At 60.0% G+C, this 22259-nt stretch carries 19 protein-coding genes; 10 read left to right on the top strand and 9 right to left on the bottom strand.

Annotation, left to right across the window (positions count from 1 at the left end; translation table 11 throughout):
- Positions 1–209: 209 nt before the first annotated feature.
- Genes ACWIKB_RS18380 through ACWIKB_RS18370 form a run of 3 tightly spaced genes read left to right on the top strand, consistent with a single transcriptional unit; the run spans position 210 to position 3775 of the window.
- Positions 210–869 carry a paraquat-inducible protein A gene (locus ACWIKB_RS18380; protein WP_475268619.1) on the top strand — a complete coding sequence of 220 codons (660 nt, stop codon included), beginning with the start codon at positions 210–212 and terminating at the stop codon, positions 867–869.
- The gene (locus ACWIKB_RS18375) at positions 856–1479 is read left to right on the top strand and encodes a paraquat-inducible protein A (protein WP_475268617.1); all 624 of its coding nucleotides are present in this window, start codon (positions 856–858) and stop codon (positions 1477–1479) included. The genes ACWIKB_RS18380 and ACWIKB_RS18375 overlap by 14 nt, the downstream gene beginning before the upstream one ends.
- Positions 1472–3775 (top strand): PqiB family protein, encoded by a 2304-nt coding sequence (locus ACWIKB_RS18370; RefSeq protein ID WP_475268615.1) that lies wholly within the window; start codon positions 1472–1474, stop codon positions 3773–3775. Before ACWIKB_RS18375 ends, ACWIKB_RS18370 begins: the two co-directional genes overlap by 8 nt.
- A 194-nt stretch (positions 3776–3969) precedes the next feature.
- On the opposite strand, the gene mksF is transcribed toward ACWIKB_RS18370, so the two are convergent.
- Genes mksF through mksB form a run of 3 tightly spaced genes read right to left on the bottom strand, consistent with a single transcriptional unit; the run spans position 3970 to position 8775 of the window.
- Positions 3970–6810, bottom strand: a complete 2841-nt coding sequence (gene mksF / locus ACWIKB_RS18365; protein ID WP_475268613.1) for an Mks condensin complex protein MksF — start codon at positions 6808–6810, stop codon at positions 3970–3972.
- A complete protein-coding gene (gene mksE / locus ACWIKB_RS18360; protein ID WP_038981553.1) occupies positions 6807–7508 on the bottom strand; it encodes an Mks condensin complex protein MksE in 702 nt (233 codons plus the stop codon). The genes mksF and mksE overlap by 4 nt, the downstream gene beginning before the upstream one ends.
- Positions 7498–8775 (bottom strand): Mks condensin complex protein MksB, encoded by a 1278-nt coding sequence (mksB, locus tag ACWIKB_RS18355; protein WP_429512478.1) that lies wholly within the window; start codon positions 8773–8775, stop codon positions 7498–7500. Before mksB ends, mksE begins: the two co-directional genes overlap by 11 nt.
- A 219-nt stretch (positions 8776–8994) precedes the next feature.
- Between mksB and ACWIKB_RS18350 the strand changes: the two genes are divergently transcribed.
- Together ACWIKB_RS18350 and rimI are read left to right on the top strand one after the other, a co-directional pair.
- Positions 8995–9735 carry a P-loop NTPase family protein gene (locus tag ACWIKB_RS18350; protein WP_475268639.1) on the top strand — a complete coding sequence of 247 codons (741 nt, stop codon included), beginning with the start codon at positions 8995–8997 and terminating at the stop codon, positions 9733–9735.
- Complete coding sequence (gene rimI / locus ACWIKB_RS18345; protein ID WP_054045745.1) at positions 9728–10180, top strand: ribosomal protein S18-alanine N-acetyltransferase; 453 nt, start codon at positions 9728–9730, stop codon at positions 10178–10180. The genes ACWIKB_RS18350 and rimI overlap by 8 nt, the downstream gene beginning before the upstream one ends.
- A 122-nt stretch (positions 10181–10302) precedes the next feature.
- Here the strand turns inward: rimI and ACWIKB_RS18340 are convergent, their stop codons facing one another.
- Positions 10303–10707: a serine kinase/phosphatase gene (locus ACWIKB_RS18340; protein ID WP_475268611.1), complete on the bottom strand. Its 405-nt coding sequence runs from the start codon at positions 10705–10707 to the stop codon at positions 10303–10305.
- Between the two features lie 167 nt (positions 10708–10874).
- Between ACWIKB_RS18340 and can the strand changes: the two genes are divergently transcribed.
- On the top strand, positions 10875–11519 hold the full coding sequence (can, locus tag ACWIKB_RS18335) for a carbonate dehydratase (RefSeq protein ID WP_475268610.1): 645 nt from the start codon (positions 10875–10877) through the stop codon (positions 11517–11519).
- 51 nt (positions 11520–11570) lie between these two features.
- On the opposite strand, the gene ACWIKB_RS18330 is transcribed toward can, so the two are convergent.
- Both ACWIKB_RS18330 and ACWIKB_RS18325 read right to left on the bottom strand, forming a co-directional pair.
- Positions 11571–12743 (bottom strand): hypothetical protein, encoded by a 1173-nt coding sequence (locus tag ACWIKB_RS18330; protein ID WP_475268608.1) that lies wholly within the window; start codon positions 12741–12743, stop codon positions 11571–11573.
- A 157-nt stretch (positions 12744–12900) separates the two neighbouring features.
- Positions 12901–14598, bottom strand: a complete 1698-nt coding sequence (locus tag ACWIKB_RS18325) for an acid phosphatase (protein WP_475268606.1) — start codon at positions 14596–14598, stop codon at positions 12901–12903.
- Positions 14599–14792: 194 nt separating this feature from the next.
- On the opposite strand from ACWIKB_RS18325, the gene ACWIKB_RS18320 reads away from it, so the two are divergent.
- Both ACWIKB_RS18320 and ACWIKB_RS18315 read left to right on the top strand, forming a co-directional pair.
- Positions 14793–15083, top strand: coding sequence for a nucleotidyltransferase family protein (locus tag ACWIKB_RS18320; protein WP_475268605.1), 291 nt, complete (start codon positions 14793–14795; stop codon positions 15081–15083).
- Complete coding sequence (locus ACWIKB_RS18315) at positions 15080–15424, top strand: HepT-like ribonuclease domain-containing protein (protein WP_475268603.1); 345 nt, start codon at positions 15080–15082, stop codon at positions 15422–15424. The genes ACWIKB_RS18320 and ACWIKB_RS18315 overlap by 4 nt, the downstream gene beginning before the upstream one ends.
- Positions 15425–15461: 37 nt before the next feature.
- On the opposite strand, the gene ACWIKB_RS18310 is transcribed toward ACWIKB_RS18315, so the two are convergent.
- Positions 15462–16880: a short-chain fatty acid transporter gene (locus ACWIKB_RS18310; RefSeq protein WP_475268601.1), complete on the bottom strand. Its 1419-nt coding sequence runs from the start codon at positions 16878–16880 to the stop codon at positions 15462–15464.
- Positions 16881–17064: 184 nt separating this feature from the next.
- Between ACWIKB_RS18310 and ACWIKB_RS18305 the strand changes: the two genes are divergently transcribed.
- On the top strand, positions 17065–18462 hold the full coding sequence (locus ACWIKB_RS18305) for an aminotransferase-like domain-containing protein (protein WP_475268600.1): 1398 nt from the start codon (positions 17065–17067) through the stop codon (positions 18460–18462).
- On the opposite strand, the gene panB is transcribed toward ACWIKB_RS18305, so the two are convergent.
- The gene (gene panB, locus ACWIKB_RS18300; RefSeq protein WP_475268598.1) at positions 18447–19265 is read right to left on the bottom strand and encodes a 3-methyl-2-oxobutanoate hydroxymethyltransferase; all 819 of its coding nucleotides are present in this window, start codon (positions 19263–19265) and stop codon (positions 18447–18449) included. The genes ACWIKB_RS18305 and panB overlap by 16 nt on opposite strands.
- Before the next feature lie 168 nt (positions 19266–19433).
- On the opposite strand from panB, the gene ACWIKB_RS18295 reads away from it, so the two are divergent.
- Positions 19434–20747 (top strand): MFS transporter, encoded by a 1314-nt coding sequence (locus ACWIKB_RS18295; RefSeq protein ID WP_475268596.1) that lies wholly within the window; start codon positions 19434–19436, stop codon positions 20745–20747.
- 23 nt (positions 20748–20770) lie between these two features.
- On the opposite strand, the gene ACWIKB_RS18290 is transcribed toward ACWIKB_RS18295, so the two are convergent.
- On the bottom strand, positions 20771–22141 hold the full coding sequence (locus tag ACWIKB_RS18290) for a GntT/GntP/DsdX family permease (RefSeq protein WP_475268595.1): 1371 nt from the start codon (positions 22139–22141) through the stop codon (positions 20771–20773).
- Positions 22142–22259 lie beyond the last annotated feature (118 nt).

Genomic DNA, 22259 nt, shown 5'->3' with positions numbered 1-22259 from the left:
GATGCATCGCCGATGGTAGTGTGGGGTTTCCCCATGTGAGAGTAGGTCATCGTCAAGATTAAATTCCGAAACCCCTATCTGCGTATGCAGGTAGGGGTTTTGTTTTTGCCCGCAGAAAAGTGTGCCCAGATAGCAGCACAAATTTGCACAGTTATTTTCGATTCAGAACACTAGAATAGGCCCAACTTTTTTCGGAGCAAGAGCCTTTTATGCCAGATTCGGTTGACGCCCCAGGGCTGTCAGATTTACCGCTGGACGACTTGGTGGCGTGTCATGAGTGCGACCTGCTGATGCGCAAGCCCGAACTCGCCCGTGGCGAGAAAGCCCTCTGTCCACGCTGTGGCTACGAGCTCTATGCCCACCGCCATAACGTGGTCCAGCGCAGTCTCGCTTTGGTCATCGCCGCACTGTTGTTGTATATCCCGGCGAACTTTTTACCCATCATGCAGCTCAATCTACTCGGGCAGTCGTCGCAAGACACTGTCTGGACCGGCGTTGTCGGCCTGTTCAACACCGGCATGCAAGGCGTCGCGGTCGTCGTGTTTCTGTGCAGCATGGGGATCCCGCTGCTCAAATTGCTCTGCCAGTTGCTGGTCCTGCTGAGCATTCGTTTTGATATCGGGCGCAGTTACGGCTTGTTGCTCTACCGCATTTATCACCACCTTCGGGATTGGGGAATGCTCGAGGTTTACCTCATGGGCGTGCTGGTTGCGATCGTCAAGCTGGCAGATATGGCAGCGATCACCGTCGGTCTCGGCCTGGCGTGCTTTATCAGCTTGTTGTTGGTCCAGGTGTGGTTGGAGGTTGTGATGTCGCCTCACCAGATCTGGCAGGCTTTGTCAGGAGAAGATGCCCATGCGGGCGATTGATGCAGGCATTCTGATTTGTATCGAATGTCATGAGTTGAACAAGCAGGAAGCTGATACCGACGAGCAGGTGTGCACCCGATGCGGTGCGCTGGTTCACGCCCGTCGTCCGAACAGCTTGGCGCGTACCTGGGCGTTGTTGATCACCGCCGCGATTCTCTACATCCCGGCCAATGTGCTGCCGATCATGACCGTCAGCTCTCTGGGCAAGGGCGATCCCAGCACCATCATGTCCGGCGTGATCCAACTGGTTCAGCACGGCATGATTCCCATCGCTGCCGTGGTTTTTATCGCCAGTATTTTGGTACCAACGTTCAAGTTGGTGGGCATCGCGTTGCTGTTGTTTTCGGTGCAACGTCGCCAGCCCCTGTCGGCACGCCAACGGATTGTGATGTACCGCTTTATCGAGTTCATCGGCCGTTGGTCAATGCTGGATATCTTTGTGATCGCCATCCTGGTGGCGGTCGTGAATTTCGGACGGCTTGCCAGCGTCGAAGCCAATCTTGGCGCCATCGCCTTCGCCAGTGTGGTGATTCTGACGATGCTTGCCGCAGTTACTTTCGATCCCCGACTGATTTGGGATAACACGGAGTCGGACGACGACCATGACTGATTTGCCTACAGCGAAAACCCGACCGGCCTCGAACTGGTCAGCTATCTGGGTCCTGCCACTGATCGCCCTGATCATCGGCGGCTGGCTCGGCTGGCGTGCCTATAACGAAACCGGCATCGAGATTCAGGTGCGCTTCGAAAGCGGCGAGGGCATCCAGGCCAACAAGACTGAAGTGGTCTACAAAGGCATGTCGGTCGGTAAGGTGAAGACTCTCAAGCTCGATGACGAAGGCAGCTCCAAAGGGGTGATCGCCACCATCGAGATGAACAAGGACGTGGAGCAATACCTCAAGACCAGCACCCGGTTCTGGCTGGTCAAACCAAGCGTGAGCCTGGCAGGTATCACGGGTCTGGAAACCCTGGTATCGGGCAACTATGTCGCCGTCAGCCCCGGTGAGGGCGAACCGACCCGCAAGTTCAAGGCCCTGGCTGAAGAACCGCCATTGTCTGATTCCAAGCCCGGTCTGCACCTGACCATCAAGGCTGATCGTCTCGGTTCGTTGAACCGTGGCAGCCCGGTGTTCTACAAGCAGATCAAGGTCGGTCAGGTCAAAAGCTATCTACTGTCCGAAGACCAAAGCACGGTCGAGCTCAAAGTCTTTATCGAGCCCACCTACGCCAGTCTGGTACGCAAACACACGCGCTTCTGGAACTCCAGCGGCATCAGCATCGACGCCAATCTGTCCGGGGTGAAAATCCGCAGTGAGTCCCTGGCCAGCATCGTCGCCGGCGGTATCGCGTTCGCCACACCGGAAAACCGCAAGGACAGCCCGCCCACCGATCCGAGCCTGCCATTCCGTCTCTATGAAGACTTCGATGCAGCCGCCGCCGGTATTCGGGTGAAGGTCAAACTCAGTGACTTCGAAGGCCTGCAGGCTGGCCGTACGCCCGTGATGTACAAAGGTATCCAGGTCGGCAACCTGAAGGCGCTGAAGATTGATCCGGACCTGTCTGCCGCCACCGCCGAGTTGACCCTGGATCCGCTGGCCGAGGATTACCTGGTCACCGGCACTCAGTTCTGGGTAGTAAAACCGTCGATTTCCCTGGCGGGCATCACCGGTCTGGAAGCCTTGGTCAAAGGTAACTACATCGCGATTCGTCCCGGTGACAAAGGCAGTGCGCCGCAGCGCGAGTTCGTGGCGCGGGCCAAGGCGCCGCCGCTGGACTTGCGCTCACCGGGGCTGCACATGGTGTTGTTCACAGACAACTTGGGCTCCCTGGAAGTCGGTAGCCCGATCCTCTACAAACAGGTCAAGGTCGGTTCGGTCCAGAGCTATCAGTTTTCCAAGACCAAGAAACAGCTGATCATTGGTGTTCATATCGAGAAGGAATACGAAGGGCTGGTCAACGCCTCATCGCGATTCTGGAACGCCAGCGGCATCACCCTCAGTGGTGGTTTGACCGGCGGCATCCAGGTCAAGAGTGAATCGTTGCAAAGCCTGATGGCCGGCGGTATTGCCTTCGAAACCCCGGAAGCCAAGGCGCCGTTGCAGAAGAAGATCCCGCGTTTCCGTTTGTTCCCGAGCCATGACGAGGCGAACCAGAAAGGAGCGGTGGTCACCATCAAGGTTGATCGCGCTGACGGCTTGCGTACCGGCACGCCAATCCGCTTTAAAGGGTTGGACGTTGGCAAGATCGAAGATGTCGACCTCACGGATGACTTACAGTCGGTGATGCTGACCGCGCGGATTACCGAAGTGCCGGAACGCATTGCCCGAGTGGGCAGCCAGTTCTGGGTGGTCAAGCCAGAGCTGGGTCTGATCAAGACTTCGAATCTGGAAACCCTGGTCACCGGTCAGTACATCGAGGTGCAACCAGCGGCAAAAAACCTCGGCCCACAGAAGAACTTCGTCGCACTGGCCAATCCACCCGACTCCGCCAAGGTTGAGGCCGGGTTGAGTCTGGTGTTGAGCGCCGCTCGCCGTGGTTCGCTGAAAACCGGTGTGCCGGTGACCTATCGCGAAATCACCGTCGGCAAAGTCACCGGTTACGAGTTGGGTCAAACCGCAGACCGCGTGTTGGTGCATATCCTGATCGAGCCGAAGTACGCGCCCCTGGTGCGCAGCGGCACGCGGTTCTGGAACACCAGCGGTTTTGGCCTGGACTTCGGTTTGTTCAAAGGCGCGACAGTGCGGACTGAGTCGCTGGAGACGCTGATTCAGGGCGGCATCGCTTTTGCCACGCCGGACGGCGAGCGTATGGGCACGCCAGCCCGGCCTGAGCAGACGTTCCCGTTGTTCGATAAGTTTGAAGATGAATGGCTGACTTGGGCGCCGAAGATTTCACTCGGCAAGTAGTCTTGCGGCGTCTGTGCTGACGCCTTCGCGAGCAAGCCCGCTCCCACATTAATTCCGGTGTACGCCGAACTATTGTGGGAGCGAGCCTGCTCGCGAAGAGGCCCGAAAGAACACTGAAATACCTCAGGCTTCAGCCCACAAAAAAAGGCCGAAATCCAATGGATCGCGGCCTTTTTCATATCTAACGGTTCAACTCAAACCGCATCCAACTCCGGCTCATCCGCTCCAACATTCACCGTCGCCTTCACCTCATCATGCCGGCGAATGTACTTCCAGTCCGCCTCATCGATGTAGATCCCGTTCGGCCCGCTGCCACCTTCCAGGTCAATCGCCACACTGGCGCAGACTTGCGGCTTCACACTCGCCAGGATCGGCACGAAGCCCAGTTGCAGGCTGGTTTCCAGCAAGGCTGCCTGGTTCTTCTCGTCGATGTCCGCCGCCTCGTCGAGGTAGTACGGCAGGCGCACGCGGCCGGCCTGGTCGCGGTCCATCAAGTGCAGCAACAAGTACATGTTGGTCAGCGCCTTGATGGTCATGGTGGTGCCGTTGGACGCCGCGCCATCGATGTCGGTGTGGATCACCGGCTGGCCGTTGACCTTGGTGATCTCGAACGCCAGCTCGAACAAGTCTTTGAGGCCGAGCTGGTTGTGGTTCGCCGCCACCAGCCTCGCCAGGTATTCCTTGGCTTCTTCGTTCTTGTTGTCCTGATCGGCGCTTTGGCTCAGGTCGAACACGGAAAGGGTTTCGCCTTCTTCGTACTGGCCGGCGCTGTGGATGATCTGGTCGATGTGCTTGAGGGCTTCTTTGTTCGGCGCGAGGACGATGCGGAAGCTCTGCAGGTTGGACACCTGACGCTTGTTGATCTCGCGGTTGAACAGCGCCAGTTGATGCTCGAGGCTGTCGTAGTCGCTGCGGATGTTGCGCAGGGTCCGGGCGATGTCCGTCACGGCGGCACGACGTGCCTTGCCGAGGGTCAGCGCTTCGTCGGTACGGTGCGCGTATGCGTTGATCAGCAATTGCAGGCGACGCTCCATATCGTCTTCGCTGTCGAATTTGGCCACGCCCTTGAGGCGAACCTGCGCATACAGCGCCTCGATCTGGCCATCGCTGCGCTGCAAACCCTGCCAGCTGTCCTGATAGTCATTGAGCAGCGGCAGCAGGTTGTCCATGGAATCGTCGATCGGGTCCATGAACGGCGTGCCGAACGGCAGATCTGCCGGTAACAGCTGACGGCGGCGCAAGGCGTCGTCGAGGGTGCGTTGCTTGGCTTCCATGTCGCCGATTTGCCGGCCGACCAGTTGTAGCTTGGCCGACAGTTGCTGGACGCGTTCGGTGAAAGCGTCACTGGAACGCTTCAACTCTTCCTGCGCCGCTTCCATCTGTGCCAGTTGCTCAAGCTTGTCGTCTTCCTCGGCGCTCAAGGTTTGCGCGCGGCGGAAATCTTCCAGGGCCTTCTGCGCATCCAGCACTTGCTGGTACAGCGCTTCGGTCTGGGTCTTGCTCGCCGCGCGGTCAGCGACCACGGCAGCCTGAGTTTTCAGTTGCTTGAGCTCTTTCTCCAGACGCTCTTTCTGATCGCGCAACGCGGCGCGGTCAGCCAGGGCTTGCAGGGCCGGCGGCTCGATGTGCGAGATGTCGATGGCCAGGCCTGGCACTTCGAAACGCTCGCCTTTGAAGCCGTCGAGGATCAGTTCCAGGGATTTGACCCACTGACCGTCCTCGTCCAGCGTAATCCCGTGCTCGCCCAGCGGCAGGCTGAACAGCGCGCTGTTGAACAGGCGCATCAGGCGCTCGACGTCCTGTTGCGAGAACTCTTCACGCAGACGGGCATAGCTGTTGTTGTCGGCGTGATCGAGCTGCTGCTTCACCGACTTCAAGCGTTTTTCCAGATCGCGAAGACGCTCTTCCAAGTCTTCGGCGCTGAACTGCCGGGACTGGGCCAGCGCACCGGCCAGCTCATCGTGAGCATCCTTGGCCGCCAGCAATTGCTGCTCGAGGACTTTGACGTCAGTGACCAACGCGAAGCGATGCCTGAGCACCGACAACTCGCCGAGCCAGCGCTGGATGCCGGTGATTTCCCGCTCCAGGCGCATCAGCTCCTGGGTGCCGCCGCGCTGATCGTTTTGCAGGGCATCCTGCTCGCTGCGGTAGTGCTCGGCCTGGATGGTCAGCTCTTCCTTACGCGCACTGGCGTAGTCCGACCAAGTGCCGAGCAACGAATCGAGCAGCGGCGAGATGCGATGCAACTTGCCGCGCAGGATATTGCGCTGGGTAACGCCGGAGGCCAACGCTTCGACCAATGGACCCGCGGTGACCAGCGAGTTGTAGTCCTGTTCCATGCGTCGTACATCGCGGAACGCTTCTTCGCACGCCGCGATGTAATCGACACTGCCGGAACGCAGGCTGTGTTCGAAGGCGTCGAGGAACAGTTGCTTGAGCTTGGCCGCGGTAATTTCGCGCATGTGCAGCAGGTTGATGAACAACGCGCGGAAGGTCTTCAGGCTCTGCTCGCTGGTGGAACGCAGCGGGATCAGGGTCAGGTCCAGCGGAATCGAGGTGTGACCGCCGACCAGCAAACGCCGCAGTTCATCCGGCTTGAGTTCGTAGGCTTTCAGGCCTTCGCGCTCAAGGTTGGTGAACAGTTCTTTCTGGCGCAGGCAGGTGTCGTTTTTCTGGTAGTGGGCCAGGTCGAGTTTGCCGGCATAGGCAAAGAACTGGTGACCGAAACCACCGCCCGGACCGCGACCGACCACACCGATCACGTGCGGACCGTGGGGCAGCGAGACTTCGACCAGGATGTAACTGGTGTCCGAGGCGAAGTAGAAACGCCGGGATTGTTCCAGGCTGTACTTGCCGAAACTCATGTCCGACATGCGCGCCAGGATCGGGAACTGCAAGGCGTTGATCGACGCGGATTTACCAAGGTTGTTCGCGCCGTAGACCGACAGCGGCTCTTCCAGCGGAAACAGCCCGAGGCTGTAACCGGCGGTGTTCAAAAGGGCGAAGCGGCGAATGCCGTAGCGTTCCTTGCTCATGCGTCGGTCTCCTGTTCTTCGGCAATGGCGCGGGCCATGGCGTCTTCTTCGCTTTCTTCTTCGAAGTCACTGAGGTCCAGCGGGTCATCGGTTTGCAGCAGCTTTTCGTCGCTGTCGTCATCGATCAATACCGGCACCGGCAATGGCAACACGCTGTGCAGGCTGGCCGCCAGATCGCGGTCCTGCTGAACCGACAGGCAAACATCGAGGAAGCGGTGCATTGGCGGCAGGAAACGGTAGATGCCGTTTTCTTCGCCGGCAAAACCGAGCTGAGTCATGCGGCGCATGATTTTTTCTTCGAGTTCTTCGACGGTCTGTACTTCGGCCTGGATAAACAGATCGCGGTACTTCTCCAGCAGCGATGGCAATTCATCGCGGCCAAGGCTGCCACCGTCGAGCACGGCGACCGGGTCGCGGCCCTGGTCGGCCAGGTGCTCGACGAGGATGAAAGTGAACAGTGCCAGACGTTGCGCAGTTTTGTTCACCGCCGCCGCAGCGAGGTCCGGCACGAAGTAGTAGAAACCACGGGTGTCGCAGACCAGTTCAAAGCCCAACGCCTTGAACAGCGTGCGGTACTGGTCCTGGAAATTCGACAGTTGCGCGTACAGCTCCGGATCGCGGCGGCTGACGTGGTAGCCCTTGAACAGCTCGCGAAAGATCGGCGCCAGCTGGGACAGTTCGTTTAGATCAAGATGCATTTGGGATGCTCGCAGAATCCTCGGCGGCGGTATCGCGGGCCGAGAGCAGGGCGAAGGAGCGCAGGCTGACCTGGTGCTCATGAGTGTGGTAATCGCGGCGTTCCAGGCGCTCGCGGGTGAAGCGTTTTTCCCGCGACAGACGCGAGAACCAGTAGAGCAATTCGTCGGTAGCGCCGTCCGGCTCCTGCTCCAGCAACCAGGTCATCAGGTCCGGCATCGGCAGGGCGTCTTCGCAACGTTCGAGCATTTCCCGAACCGTGCGTGGCGCGCGTGGGGCTTCGCCTTTCTGGGTTTTGTGGGCCTTGGGGAAACGCGCCGGTTTCGGCTCGAATCGGGCCAGCGCATAAACGTAGGCTTCGACCTGACTGGCGCTGCCGAGGAAAGTACTTTGCGGCCGGGTGAACATCGGCATTGCCGCTTGCGGCACCGCATCGATACCTTTGCGACGGATGGCCGACAAGGCCAGCGCCGCGCCACGGGTCACGGCGTTGTGCCGACGGGCTTCTTCACGCAGCGGCAGCAGCAATTCCCGGGCGTGACGCAAGGTCAATTGGGCGCTGGTCTGCATTTCGAGGATGCGCGCGTGGGTGCGCAGCAGCATGTCGTCGTCGACCAAGTGGCCGAGGCGTTGCTGTTCGGTGAGCATCTTCAGCAGCACGTTCTCGACCTTGCGCACGCCTTGTTCGAAGGCGCCGTCAGCGTTGACCAACTGAATCATCGGCTCGACGTATTCGTCCCAGGTCGCCAGTACTTCGGCATACCGCTGACGTAGCGGGATCTGCCGGTCGCTGGTCTTGGCGCGTTCGGCGACGGCCACCAGGGCCTGTTCGTCGTTGGCGAGTTTCTTCAGAACGTCCCGTACGCGCATGTCGAGCAAGCGCAACTGGCGCGCCAGGTCGTGGCCGTCACGGATGTCAAAGGCGTCCTGGATATAACCGGCCAGGCGCTCGAGGTGGCGCAGATAGGCTTCGATTTCCAGGCACAGGCCCAGACGGTGCTCACGGCGCAGGTAGGCGAGAAAGTCGTGGATCTGCGCATTGAGCTCGAAACGGTTCGGGCTTTTTGCCACGGGCACCAGAATATCGAGGCGGATCCACACGTCCAGCAGGCTGGTGATGTCCTGCGGTGTACTGTCCAGTTGCTGGGCGGCCAACTGTGAACGCAGTTCGTTGAGGCTCAGGGTGCCTTGGTCGAAGTGCTCGCACAGTGGCTCCAGAAGTGCCCAGTGTTCAGCGAGGGCGCGCAAGACGCGCTTGGGTTCGATCATCGGGATGGCCGGCTGGTTGTCGAATAAAAGCAGCGATTGTACTGCATCACGCCGGTTGCGATTCACTCGCGGGACGGGCTGTCGCTGTTTCTATGGGTAAGAGTGTTGATCAACAGCGGGCGATCTTGAGCGAAGGGCGGTAGAATCACCGCACTTTAGTTATCCACAAGTGGCCGACCTTTGCTTATCGAGTCCCGTCGCCGCGCTTATTTGACCGCCATGCAGGTGGTCAACTGGCTGCCGCGCACCGAATTGCCCTTTGCTGCGCCCTCGCGGCCAGAGCTGCTGGAAGCGCCCGAGCCGTTGGTCGTCGCGCCAGTGCTGCCGGCTGCCGTGGCTGAAACGCCCGCGGAACCGGTGGCCAAACCAGCCGAGCGGGTGAAAATCGAAGTGCCGCGCCCATCGCTGGCCAGCACGCGCTCGGGGGCGAAGGTCGAAGAAGAGGCCGCACCGGTCGTGGCAAAGGCGCCAGTCGTGCCGCCACCACGTTTCGCCCTGCAATTGCTGCGAGCCGGGCGTTGCCTGCTGCTGGTGGAGTTACCCACAGGCGAAACCTTCCAGACCCGTGACCCTGCGTACATGTTGCTGAAGGACATGCTGCGCGCCGCCGGTCTGCCGGACAGCCCGCAAATCGTCGGCGAACCGGTGCGCTGGCCGCTGTTGGTCCGTGGCACGATGGACCAGGGGCCGGAAGCGGCTCGGGACTTCGTGCAAGGTTTCCTCTCGGCCCGGCTCGAAGACGCACCGTGCGTCTGCCTGTGGCTGATCGGCCTGCCGGCGGTGCGTTTTGCCGGCGAGGCCAACGCCGAATCGTTCAACCGTGAACTCCAGGTCGAAGGCCTGGGCTCGGTCTGGGCCCTTCCGGGCCTGGAACTCCTAATGGAAGAGCCACAGCGTAAGGCTGATGTCTGGCAAGCCATGCGTCGGCTGATGGCGCGTTGGAAAGAATCAAATGAGTGACGCTGTATCGTTCCGCCCAATGACCGAGGCAGACCTGGACGCTGTACTGAAAATCGAATACGCGGCTTATAGCCACCCGTGGACTCGCGGGATTTTTCTCGATGGCCTGGGCAAGTACCAGATCTGGCTGATGTTCGAAGGCTCGCAACAGGTCGGCCACGGCGTGGTGCAGATCATTCTTGATGAAGCACATTTGCTGAACATCACGGTCAAACCGGAAAATCAGGGCCGAGGCCTGGGTTTGACGTTGCTCGAGCATTTGATGTCTCGGGCGTATGACGCCAAGGCGCGGGAGTGTTTCCTGGAAGTGCGTGACAGCAACCGTGGGGCGTTTCGGTTGTATGAGCGGTATGGGTTTAACGAGATTGGTCGGCGCCGGGATTATTATCCGGCGGTGGGCGGGCGGGAAGATGCCGTGGTCATGGCCTGTACCCTGGTCGATTGAACACATCCCTGTAGGAGCTGCCGAAGGCTGCGATCTTTTGATCTTTCTGGCGACAGTGAAGATCAAAAGATCGCAGCCTTCGGCAGCTCCTACAGGTTGATTCGGTCAAGCAGCTGGATCGATCAACGATTCCCGTCAATCGGATCGCGCTTCGCCAACTCCGCCTCATCCAGCCCATTGCCACCACCAATATCGTCTTCATCGACAATGCTCAGGTCCCAATCCGCCTGATCACCTTGGCCGGCTTCATGGGCATCCCGCGCGCCGTCTTCAAGAATCAAGGTTTCCGGGCTCATGTCATCCTCGGTAGACTCATGGTCGTCGGTCGAGGCCCCGGTCATGCCGGCTTCACGCACACGCTCGCGGGGCATCAGGCGCTCGCGTTCGTTTTCCGGTAGCTCGTCACCGATTTTGGCGCTGGGTTCTTCCTCGTCGAAATCCAGCTCATGCATCGAACCCATGCGGTCTTCGTTGTCATCGATGGGCTCGGGTTGCACCGCATCGTACGGACGTCGTGATTCAGTCATGGCAATTCCTCATACTGTGGGCCTTACTAGGGTGGACCCACTGGGCGTGCGAGAATTCCACCGGCATGGAATGCCGATCATGGACGTTTAGGCTATCTGCATCATGCGCGTGACCTCGACGGACGGTCGTCTGTCAAACCTGCGCATCATTCTTGAGGCTTCATTGCATGAACGAATTACAAGATCTGATTGATAACAACGAGCGCTGGGCTGACGCGATCACCAAAGAAGATCCTGACTTCTTCGCCAAACTGGCCCGCCAGCAAACCCCGGAATACCTGTGGATCGGTTGCTCCGATGCGCGGGTGCCGGCGAACGAGATCGTTGGCATGCTGCCCGGTGACCTGTTTGTTCACCGTAACGTGGCCAACGTGGTGTTGCACACCGACCTCAATTGCCTGTCGGTGATTCAGTACGCGGTGGACGTGCTCAAGGTCAAACACATTCTGGTCACCGGCCACTACGGCTGCGGCGGCGTGCGCGCTTCGATGCAGGACCGTCAGTTGGGCCTGATCGATGGCTGGCTGCGCTCAATTCGTGATCTTTATTATGAAAAGCGCGAAGAACTGGCCCAGTTACCCACCGAAGAAGAACGGGTCGACCGCCTCTGCGAGCTCAACGTGGTCCAGCAAGTTGCCAACGTCGGGCACACCAGCATTGTGCAAAACGCTTGGCATCGCGGGCAGAGCCTGTCGATCCACGGATGCATCTACGGCATCAAGGACGGTCGCTGGAAAAGCCTGAACGCGACCATCAGCGGTTTTGAACAACTGCCGCCGCAGTATCGCTTGCGCCCAGTCGGGGCGTTGTAAACCCTGCGGTAGAGGCCTTTTGCGTATCGCGCGCAAAAGGCCTTTTCCGTTTCAGAGGTGTGGTGCAGGAACCGCAGGCGCCGGGGCCGGGGCTTGCAGCTGTTGCAGCTGCGACTTGACCGGCGGCGTGGCGCACTTGGCCGCTGCATCAGCCGGCGTCAGGTTGCGGATCGAGGTGTAGAACAGCTCGCAGGTTTTTTCTTTCTGGGTTACTTGCCAGGTCTGGGTACAGCTTTTCAGCTGGGCCGACGGATCGCTGCCCGGCTTGCTGCCCATTCCCGCCTGCCAGCACGCGGCGCTCAAATCCTGGCCCATGACGGTCAGGCCGGCGGCATCAGCCTTGGCCTGGGCATCGGGGCCGGTGTAACTGGCCGGGTCGGCGGCGTACCAGATGTAGCTTGGATGGTTGGAACCCAGTACCGGCACTTTCACACCGGCGCTCGGGCTGATTGTTGCCAGGCCGAGTACACCGACGGTCGCCCCGTATTGCTGTTTGATCCAATTACGCACCGGCGCGCCGAAGGCGACCATCGGCAACGCTGCGCCTTTGGCGTTCTGGCTGACTTCCTTGACCATGGTGGTCTGGTAGTCCTTGAAGTAGTCGTAGACACCTTCCAGATCCTTGCCCGCGCTGGACGGCGCGGCAATCGGCGCGATGTCGATGATGGTCTGATAGCCCGGTGTCTGGGCAGTTGGAATGCCGTTGGCGACCAGCAGCGTGGCCCAACGATCAGTCGTGGCCGATTCCAGATAGTCCTGGGCCTGGGTCAGGGAGTAATCCGGCGGGAAGTGCAGCAACTCGACACTTTTGCGGTTTTCCAGGGCCATGCCCAACGGCAGGAACAGATACCAGCTATAAGCCCATTTGCCATCAATGTTGAGCTTTTTGGCGCCGTTATAGGCCAGGTCGCCGGCATCGAGCAGCGCTGCCAAGGGTTTGTCATAACCCTTGGGCACGCCAGTGATGTCGGCGTAGAGCTGATGATTATCGGTTTTGACCCGGACTTTCGCGGCGCTGTACCCGTCACGCTGCACGCTCTGGGTCAGGTAATGCTCGACGGTTTGCTCCAGCGTCCAGTTGCGAAAGCAGATCACGTTGCAATTGTTGGGGTAAGCGAAGAGGCGGGTGACGCGTTCAGTGCTGCCCAGCTTGAGATCGACATCGGCGTGGGCGGCGGCGCTCAGGGTGAGGGCGGCGAGGGTAAATCCTGCGAGTTTGAACATGCTCAGATCCTTTTCAGCGTTGGCCCTCGTAGGCGGGGGCGGGTACATACTGAAACCAGATGTGTCGAGCGGTCCAGTACCCACGCAAAAAATCGCAGCCAATGACATTCCCCCCGTAGGAGCTGCCGAAGGCTGCGATCTTTTGATCTTCAATCAATCACGCCGAAAAATGCAGGGCGTTAGTCAAATCCCCCATCGGCTTCTGCCCTCGGGCAATCATTGCGTCATCGCGCATTTTGATCCCGTCGAGGGTTTCCAGTTGAAAAGTGCGGGTGATCAACCGCAGGATCGAGGCGGTGTCATACACCGTGTGATCCACCGTGCCCTTGCGCGAAAAAGGTGAAATCACCAGCGCCGGGATGCGCGTCCCCGGGCCCCAACGATCACCTTTTGGTGGTGCAACGTGGTCCCACCAGCCGCCGTTCTCGTCGACGGTGATCACCACCACCATGTTTTTCCACTGCGGACTTTGCTGCAGCACCTTCAACGCCCGCACGATATGCCGGTCGCCTGATGCAATGTCGGCGTAACCGGCGTGCATGTTCAGGTTGCCCTGAGGCTTGTAGAACGTCACCGCTGGCAGTTTGCCGGCCTCGGCATCGGCCAGGAACTTGTTAGTGCTCGACTCATCACCCAGCCCGCCATCGCGCAGACGTTTGGCGCGCTCGGCCGGGTTTTCCGGGCCTTGGCGCTTGAAGTAGTTGAACGGCTGGTGGTGGTACTGGAAGTTGGGGATTTTCGGAATGGCCCCCGAATCCTTGTACTCATCGATCGTGGCTTGCCACGCGCCGCCGTACCAGGCCCAGTCGACGTTCTTCTTCGAGAGCTTGTCGCCGATGTGCTCGTGGGTTTGCGGGACCAGGACGCTGGGCAATGGCTTGGCGTATTCCGGGCGCTCGGGATCACGAATCCAGGTCGGCCAATACGGCGGCGCCATGGTGTTCACCGCGTAGCCGTCCGGTGTCAGCAGGCTCGGGCCGAACTGCGGCGGGCCGGTCATGGCGCTGGCGGGGGAGGCGTCCAGTGGCTTGAGGCGGTTGTCGGTCGGGTCATCGCTTTGCAGCGTGGCGATATTGGGCTTGGCGATCGAATTGGCGGCATCCGGGTAAAACGGCACCTGGGCGCTGATCAGGTATTGATGATTCAGATACGAGCCGCCGAAAGCGCCCTGGAAGAAGTTGTCGCAGAGCACGAACTCCTTGGCGACATCCCACAGGCGCAATGAATAGCGAGTTTGGGTGTAATGCCCCATCGTCAAACCACCGGAATCGGCCCACGCCACGAAGTGGTCATTCTTGCCGCCGTTGATTTGCATCTGGTTCTGATAGAACACATGCCACAGGTCGCGGGTCACCAGGCTCAGCGGCAAGTCTTCACCTTGCGGGCCTTTGAGGGCGAACGGCGCGTTGGGCAAGTGTTCCTGAAATTGCGTGCCGGCGGGGTAGGTCACGCCGTCGAGGGTTTGCGGGCCAACCTGATTCAAGCCACCCCAAACCGGCGGCAGGGTCGACAACGGATTGCCGTCGCGGTCTCGTTGCTGATAGTCGTCCGGTTTGAGCGCCGACAGCGGCTTCTCGATACCCGGGAAATCTGCAAACAGGTTATTGAAGCTACGGTTTTCGCCGTAGATCACCACGACGTTTTTCACATTTTCGTGCAGGGCTTTATCCAACTCGACCGGTGTCAGCGGACGTTCGACCGGTTTGCCAGAGTCATCACTTTTAGTGCCGCAAGCACTCAGGGTTGCCCCGACACCCAATACGGCCACACCGCCAAGGAAGCGGCGGCGACTGGTGTCGGTAGGTTGATCGGCGTCGGGGGAGGGCAGGTCGGTTCCGTCTTTTTCGTCGGCCATTTCGATTCCTTTTCGCGAAATTGTTGCAATGTGTTTCGGCGGGACGCTAGCAGCGCTATGTGACGGGGAGGTTACACCAGAGTTTCGATTGGCTGGAACTGCGAGGTCGGTGCGCATCCTGAAACGGTGCGCTGTGTTTACCATCTTCAGGCACTGCTAGACTGGCGCCATACAGAACCTGGCAAAGGTGAATAATGAAACCCTCCACCGCTCTTGATCTTCAACGCGCAGCCGTCCGCGAGGTTGTCGGCCGATTCCGTACGGCAAATCCTCGAGTATTCGGCTCGGTGCTACTGGGAACGGATAAAGAGGGAAGTGATCTTGATCTGCTGGTAGATGCATTGCCCGGAGCCACACTTTTTGATCTCGGCGGACTTCAGGTCGAGCTTGAGGATTTGCTCGGCGTAACTGTTGACCTGCTGACGCCAGGAGACCTTCCAGTGAAGTTTCGTCAGCAGGTGCTAGAGCAGGCACGGCCCGTATGACGGATCACCGTCTCGGCGACTACCTTGACCATATGCGTCAGGCGGCTACAGATGCGCTGACTTTTGTCGAAGGGCTGAGCAAGGAAGAGTTTTTCGAGGATAAGCGCACGCAGCAAGCCGTCATCATGAGCCTCATCATCATTGGCGAGGCGGCGACCAAGGTCATGGATCGCTACGCGGAGTTCGCTACGAAGAATACCCAAGTGCCGTGGCGCAGCATGCGTGGTATGCGCAATCGCATTGCCCACGGCTACTTTGATATCAATCTTGAAGTGGTGTGGGACACGGTTCAGGCAGCCTTGCCCGAACTGTTGAACGTGTTACCTGCCGATCAGTCCTGACTGCACCCACTCCCCCGAGCAGGTGCAATCAATTCGGTTAAGGCATCACCGGCGCCGTATAAACCAGCGTCGTCCCCAACGCCCACAGCAAAAACAACACCAGCGGCGTGTGCACCAACAACTGCACGAACGAAAAGCCGATCAAGTCCCGCGCCTTCAATCCCAGTACGCCCAGCAGTGGCAGCATGTAGAACGGGTTGATCAGGTTCGGCAGGGCTTCGGCGGCGTTGTAGATCTGCACGGCCCAGCCCAGGTGGTAGTTCAGGTCGGTGGCCACTTGCATTACGTACGGGGCTTCGATGATCCACTTGCCGCCGCCGGACGGGATAAAGAAGCCGAGAATCGCCGAGTACACGCCCATCAGCAGCGCGTAGGTGTCGTGGGACGCGATCTGTACGAAAAAGGTCGAGATGTGGTGGGCCAGGGTCTGGGCGTCGGTGCCTTTGACGGTGGTCATCAGCGCGGCAATCGAGCCGTACAGCGGAAACTGGATCAGCACGCCAGTGGTGGTCGGCACTGCCCGGGCCACGGCATCGAGGAAGCTGCGCGGGCGCCAGTGCAGCAGGGCGCCGAGCATCAGGAACAGGAAGTTGTAGGTGTTCAACCCGGAGATCGCGCTGATCGCCGGTTTGGTTGAGAACTCATGGAACAGCCAGCCGCCCGCCAACAGCACCAACAGGATCGTCAGCAACGGACTGTGCTCCAGCCATTCGCCGGGACGGGTGCGCGGTTGCAGTGGCGGCAGGTTGAAACTCGGGTCGATACCGCAGGCCTTGGCGTCACGCGCAGAATTCGGGCCGGGTGCGGTGGCGTAGGCAATGATCAGCGAGACCACGATCAGCGCCAGCAACAGCACGCCGGACTGCCAGAGAAAGATAGTTTGAGTGAACGGGATGACGCCAGTGATCGACAGAATCGACGGCGGCAAGCTGGCCGGGTTGGCCTGCAATTGCGCCGCGGACGACGACAGCCCCAGCGCCCAAACGGCGCCAAGGCCCAGATAAGCAGCGGCACCGGCGGCGCGGTAATCCATTTTCAGATCGGTGCGGCGCGCGAGTGCGCGTACCAGCAAACCACCGAACACCAGCGACAAGCCCCAGTTCAGCAGCGACGCGACCATGGAAATCAACGCGACCCAAGCCACGGCGGAGCGGCCGTTTTTCGGGATTCGCGCTAGGCGATCGATCAGCTTCACCGCCGGCGGCGAACTGGCAACCACATAGCCGCCAATCACCACGAACGCCATTTGCATGGTGAACGGAATCAGACTCCAGAACCCGTCACCGAAAGCCATGGCGGCGTCGGTGGGTTTGGCGCCCATGGCCATGGTCGCCAGGGCAACGATGATCACCGCCAGGGCGGCGAACACCCAGGAATCGGGGAACCAGCGTTCGGCAAAACTTGAACAGCGCAGGGCAAAGCGGGCATAGCGGCTATCGTCGATATCAGCGGCCACGGGACTACCTCGGATTTTTATGATTATTGTGATGTTCGGGGCCGCAAAGGCCCGTCTGGTCAGGTGCCAACAGTAAATCAATCGAAGTTTTTTTGCGGGGCAGTTTTACTGTTTTGTGTAGATTGCATCGCATCCCTCAAGGGAGGATGCTGCGCCCTGCTTACCTCCTCAGGAATGACCGCGATTGAACAAGGGCAGTGCTTTCGCCTACCAGGCTGTGTATCGCTATCTGGTCGAGCTGATTGACTCGGCCAGGACTGACGGCGAGTTAAAACTACCGTCATTGCGCCAGTTGGCGTTGCGCCTGAATGTCTCGGTGTCCACCACCAAATATGCCTATGCCTTGCTCGAGGATGAGGGACGCGTCTTTTCCCGGCCCAAGCTCGGCTATTTTTGCGCAGTGACGCCGATGCAACCCCCGGCACCGGCCGACAATCTGCTCGACAACATATACGCCTACGCGCGCCAGCCCGGCATGCTGGCGCTGTGCAGCGATGCGCCGTCGATGTTGCTGTCTTTGGAAAACCCGTTGCTGATGACCGAGCGCGAACTGTCGCGGCAATACCCGCGCTCGGCGGTGCCGTTGTATCAACCGTTCGGGGAGATCGAATTGCGCACGGTGCTGGCCGAGCGCTACACCCGTTCGACCGAGCATTATTGGCGTCCGGAACAGGTGTACATCGGTGCCGACCTGCGCAGTGTGTTGGACCTGTTGCTGGCCGCGCTGAACCTGCACGGCAGCGTGGCATTGGTCGAATCGCCGTGTTCCTGGGCGATTTTGCGGCAGTTGCACGCGGCGAAGATCCGGGTGATCGAGGTGCCTGTGCAAGCCGATGGACGCTTTGATCTGCAGCGGGTCCACGACCTGTTGCAGCGTGAAACCGTGGCGCTGGCGGTGTTCTCTTCGGCGGTGAGCATCCCCCACGGCAGCCTGATGCCGGCGGCCGATAAACAGCAGATATGTAATTGGCTGACGGCGCAGGATGTCTGGTTGTTTGAAAACGACAGCTATGGCGAGTTTGGTTTTAACGCTGAGCAGTCACGCTACCGTGATTTCGCCGACCCTGAGAAGCTGGTGGTGTTTTCTACCTTCGATAAGGTCATTGGTTCGGAAGCGCCCTTCGGCTACGTGCTGATCCGAGGACTGGAAGCCGCGATGCAACGCCAGTGTCTCGACCGTGCCTTTCGCTTGTCGCCAATCCGGCAAAAGGCGCTCGCCCGCTTGTTCGGTTCACGACGAATCGATCAGCACACTCAGCAGTTGCGCGGTCTGCTACAGGAGCGCATGACGCACATGACCCGCCTGCTTCAAGAGCACGCAGGCGATCAACTCAAAGTGCTGGCGTCGGCCGGGGGTGCGACGCTGTGGGCGCAATCCATTTACCCCGTGGACATGCGCCGAGTGTACGAGCGGCTGTTACCCAAAGGTATCGTGATTGCCCCCGGCGAAATGTTCAGCCAGCAGGGTTTGTGGCGTGATTGCCTGCGCCTGAGCTACACCGTCGACTGGAGCAAGGACATCGGCCTGGCCGTGAAGACGCTGGCCGAGGCCATTGATCAGGAACGTCAGCTGACGCCATAACAGTGCTGCATCTGCGGAAATTGACCGTTGCGCACTTCATCGGCAAAACACTCGAACGCCTGGCTGATCAGTGCGCCGACATCAGCATAGGGTTTGACGAAGCGCGGCACGTATTCGCCGCCCAGGCCCAGGATATCTTCGGTTACCAGCACTTGCCCGTCGCAGGCCGGTGAGGCGCCTATACCAATGGTCGGCATCGCCGAGAAATCGCTGATGCGCCGGGCCAGCGGTTCGGCCACACCTTCCAGTAACAGGCTGAACGCGCCGGCTGTCAGGTGCGCACGGGCATCTTCCTCGATGGCCGCTGCGGTCGTGTCATTCAGACCCTGGGCCTTGAAGCCGCCCATGACGTTGACGTACTGCGGCATCAGGCCGATATGCGCCATCACCGGAATACCGCGCTGTACCAGAAACTCCACGGTGCCAGCCAAGGCCTTGCCGCCCTCAAGCTTGAGCGCGTCGCAGCCGGTGCGGGCCAGCACTTCGGCGCAATTGCGATAGGCCTGCTGCGGGGACTCCTGATAGCTGCCGAACGGCATGTCGGCAATCACGCAGGCCAGCCTTGTGCTGGAGACCACCGCACGGGTGTGCGCGATGATTTCTTCCAGACTCATGTCCAGTGTTGAAGTGCGACCGTAGCCAACCATGGCGGTGGAATCGCCGATCAGCACGAAGTCGACGAACGGGTCCATCAACTCGGCCATCGAGCGGGTGTAGGCGGTCAGGGAGACGATTTTCTGTTGGCCTTTCATCGCCACCAACTGGGGGACGGTCAGGCGTTTACTGCGGGTATGGCTGCTCATGGCGGCTTTCCTGTGGGTTGGAAAGTGCCCGATTATTGGTGTCGTGACGCTGAATTCAATGCACAGAGAGCAGCAAAAAACCAACCCAGAGGCCTGATCGGGTTGTCCGTCACCGATTTTGCGTAGACCATGGGCGCCTTGGTTTTTGCCTATGCCAGAGTTCTTTTCATGACTGCCAATACCGACACGCGCCCGGCGCCGTTCACCCGTTCGGACTACAAGACCCTGGGCCTTGCAGCCCTCGGCGGGGCGCTGGAAATCTACGACTTCATCATTTTCGTATTTTTCGCCCTGACCCTCAGCCAACTGTTTTTCCCGCCGGACATGCCCGAATGGCTGCGCTTACTGCAAAGTTTCGGGATCTTCGTCACCGGTTACCTGGCGCGGCCGCTGGGCGGAATTCTGATGGCGCATTTCGCCGACAGACTCGGGCGCAAGAAAGTCTTCAGCCTGAGCATCCTGATGATGGCGCTGCCGTGCCTGCTGATCGGCATCATGCCGACCTACGCGCAGATCGGTTATTTCGCACCGTTGCTGCTGTTGGCGCTGCGCATCCTCCAAGGGGCGGCGGTGGGCGGCGAAGTGCCAAGCGCCTGGGTGTTTGTCGCCGAACACGCACCGGCCGGCCATCGTGGTTATGCGCTGGGCTTCCTCCAGGCTGGGCTGACCTTTGGTTATTTGATCGGCGCGTTAACCGCGACCTTTCTGGCCCAGGCCTTCACCCCGACAGAAATCCTCGATTACGCCTGGCGTTATCCGTTTCTGCTGGGCGGGGTGTTTGGCGTGATCGGCGTCTGGCTGCGCCGTTGGCTCAGCGAAACCCCGGTGTTCATGGCGATGCAGGCCCGTCGCGATGCGGCTGTCGAACTGCCGCTGCGCACGGTGCTGCGCGAACATCGACTGGCCATGCTGCCAGCAATGATCCTCACCTGTGTGCTGACTTCGGCGGTGGTGGTGTTCGTGGTCATCACCCCGACCATGATGCAGAAAACCTTCGGCATGACCGCTAGCCACACCTTCGCCCTGAGCGCGTTGGGTATTGTGTTCCTGAACATCGGTTGCGTGCTTGCCGGTTTGCTCGTTGACCGCATCGGCGCCTGGCGCACGGTGATGCTCTACAGCCTGTTGCTGCCACTGGGCATTGGCGTGCTTTATACCTGCCTGATCATCGGTGGTAGCTGGATCGGCCTGGCCTACGCGGTGGCCGGCCTCAGTTGCGGAGTGGTTGGCGCGGTGCCGTCGGTGATGGTCAGCCTGTTCCCGGCGCGGATTCGCGTCTCGGGGATTTCCTTCACCTACAACATCGCCTACGCCGCGTGGGCGAGTATCACACCGCTGTTGCTGATCGGTCTGATGCCGTGGAGTCCGTGGATCTGCGTGATTTTCTGCGCGGTGATGGGCGCGGTGGGCGTGGGCAGCGCGGCGTATTTCGGTGCGCGCATGCCCCATGTCGGGAGCCGTTCCGTGGCGCCCTGTCTGTAGCTATCCGGGGAGCGAGATGGCCATCACGTCAACCAATGCCACCACAACAACGTCCCCACCAACCCCACCACCGACACGATGGTTTGCAGAATCGACCAGACCCAGATTGTCTGCTTGAGCTGCAAACCAAAGTACTCGCGCACCATCCAGAACCCGGCGTCGTTCACGTGGCAGAAAAACACCGAGCCGGCGCCAATCGCCAGCGCCACCAATGAGCTTTGCGTCGCCGCCAGCCCCGCCATCATCGGCGCCAGGATGCCTGCCGTGGTCGTCGTCGCCACCGTCGCCGAACCGGTGGCCTGGCGCAATGCCACGGCAATCAGCCAGGCCAGCAGCAAGTACGGCATGTGTGCACCTTCAGCGACTTTGCTGATGGTCTGGCTGATGCCGGCATCGAGCAGCGTTTGTTTCAAACCGCCGCCGGCGCCGATGGTCAGCAGCAACACGGCAATCGGCGCCAGGCTTTTGCGCAACGTACCGCCGACGTGTTCACGGGGCATGCCATTGGCCCAGCCGAGGCAGATCACTGCCGCCATCACCGCAATACCCAGCGCCACCAGTGGTTCGCCGAGAAACTTCAGGGTCAGGGCGACAGTGCTTTGCGGGCTCATCGCGACTTTCGCCAGCGTACTGCCGAGCATCAGCAATACCGGCAACAAAATAATTAGCAACGACATGCCGAAGCTCGGCTGGCGCGGGGCTTTGGGCGGGGCGCTGAACAGCGCGCCGAGTTCTGCCGGCTCGTCGACGTGCATGCGTTTCGATAGCCAGTTGCCGTAGATCGGGCCGGCCAGTATCACCGCCGGAATCGCGATGCTAAAACCCAGCAACATGGTCAGGCCAAGGTCGGCGTGCAACGCGCTGACCGCGATCAGCGGCCCGGGATGCGGCGGCATCAGGGCGTGCAATGTGGTCATCCCGGCCAGCGCTGGAATGGCGATCTTGAGCAGCGGCTGACCCGAACGGCGGGCCATGACGAAAATGATCGGCACCATCATCACCAGGCCCACTTCGAAAAACAGCGGCAGGCCGATCACCATCGCCACCAGCGCCATGACCCACGGCAACCACTTGCCTTTGCCCAACCCGAGCAAGGTCGAAGCGATGCGATCCGCGGCGCCGGATTCGGCCATCAGCGCGCCGAGCATCGAACCCAGGGCAATGATGATCCCCGCTTCACCGAGAATCGCCCCGGCACCTTTGCTGAACGCCTTGGCGACGTCTTCGGGCGGCAACCCTGCACCGACACCGGCAATGAAAGTGCCGATCAGAATCGACAGAAACGGCGGGAGTTTGGTGGCGCTGATCAACACGATAATCGTGGCAATCGCCAGCAGGACGCAAAGGATCAAACGGGTGTCGTGAACCATCCAGGCAGCAGTCGATAACTCCAAAACAGGACTCCTTATCGGGCGGAAACCGTTGCAACATGTTGTTGCAATTTAGACGGAGAATACCTGATGTGGCCGGGATAGAGCGGTGGGTTTTGTAAGTGATACACATGGGCGGCGA

The sequence above is a fragment of the Pseudomonas sp. 5Vm1k genome (assembly GCF_056161485.1).
This window is presented reverse-complemented; position numbering and strand designations above follow the sequence as displayed.